Source organism: Pseudomonas sp. C5pp (assembly GCF_000814065.1).
Taxonomy (GTDB): Bacteria; Pseudomonadota; Gammaproteobacteria; order Pseudomonadales; family Pseudomonadaceae; genus Aquipseudomonas; species Aquipseudomonas asiatica.
Genome location: NZ_JWLN01000083.1, coordinates 1 through 1,479, shown reverse-complemented (window position 1 = coordinate 1,479; position 1,479 = coordinate 1). Strand labels below are relative to the sequence as shown.

Here is a 1,479-nt window from a genome sequence, read left to right as displayed (position 1 = left end):
TTAGCGAATGAAAGGGACTTCCCCGTCCAAGTCCGCGGCGAAAGTCGCGAGGCGGCATCAAGGTGCCATGATGAAGTTTCATAACTGCATCAATTACTGGAGGGGAAGCCAATGTCAGTTATCACGGTGGGAATCGATTTAGCCAAGACGGTGTTCGCCGTTCACGGCGTCAATGAGGCTGGCAAAGCCATATTGGTGAAACCGAAGGTTGCGCGTGATCAGTTGGTGCCATTGATCGCGCAGTTACCGCCGTGTTTGATTGGTATGGAGGCTTGCTCAGGGGCGCACCACTGGGCGAGGGTGTTTGTTCAGCACGGACATACTGTCAGGTTGATGGCTCCTAAACTCGTTGCTCCTTATCGGATGTCAGGTAAGCGCGGTAAGAATGATGCAGCAGATGCTGCTGCAATCTGTGAGGCAGTGACCCGACCCAGCATGCGGTTCGTACCCGTCAAGGACGAGCATCAACAGGCGACTCTTTGCCTTCATCGCACTCGGCAGGGATTTATCGAAGAGCGCACAGCTTCTTACAACCGACTGCGGGGATTACTTTCTGAATTTGGGGTGGTCCTGCCGCAAAGCCCAGAGCGATTGAGAAGAGAGATTGGCCCTTATCTGGACAGCTTGCCTGGCTGGGCAAAACGGTGCATGAGTGAACTGTTAGAGCACACCAGCCATATCGAGGACCGCTTGGTAGAGCTTGATAGAGCAATCAGCCAGATTGCTCGTGAAGATGATCGTAGCCGTAGATTGCTGCAATTGCGCGGGGTTGGCTCGACCACGGCGAGTGCCTTGGTTGCCAGTATTGGGGATGGGCACGACTTCAGAAATGGTCGCCAAGTGGCTGCATGGCTCGGACTGACGCCGGGTCAGTACAGTAGCGGTGGAAAGCAGCGTTTGGGGAGTATCACCAAAGCCGGGGATGCCTATTTACGGAGTCTACTGGTGCTCGGGGCTCGATCTGTAATGGCCAACCTGGGCGATAAACAAGATCCATTTAGTCGCTGGATCCGCAATCTGATTGAACGTCGCGGTTACTGGCGTGCGGCCGTCGCGATTGCCGCCAAGAATGCAAGGATGGCCTGGGCCGTCCTGCATTACGGCGACACGTTCAAGCTTGAGCAGGTAGAACCAACTGGTGCGTAGGCCCTGGCTTCCTATTGCTCAACTTTTAAGGCGTCACGGTGGAACCATGAGCAGATAAAAAGAAGATCAATGTGCACTGCCGTCGTTGATGTGAAGCGGGTTGGACCTACGTGGGGTATACCTGAAAATCGTATGGGGAATTCAGTCCCGGTTAGCGAACGAGGTCCTCACGTGCGTCTTTCATCAGGGTCCGAGCCATCAGCTCAATATGACCGTTTGTAGTACCGCAGTCCTTCACCTTCTTACGTCGATCCGGCACGCGCAGCAGTAGACAACTAAATCGCTATTGCGCTTGCGCTCAATGGGGAAGCCCTTGTAGTACGATTTTTTCCG

The 1,479-nt window shown here is 54.2% G+C and carries 1 protein-coding gene; it reads left to right on the top strand.

Translation table 11 applies throughout. The features are described from left to right. The first annotated feature begins 111 nt into the window (after positions 1–111). Positions 112–1,146 (top strand): IS110-like element IS1492 family transposase, encoded by a 1,035-nt coding sequence (locus RR51_RS28365; protein WP_004575900.1) that lies wholly within the window; start codon positions 112–114, stop codon positions 1,144–1,146. Positions 1,147–1,479: the final 333 nt, after the last annotated feature.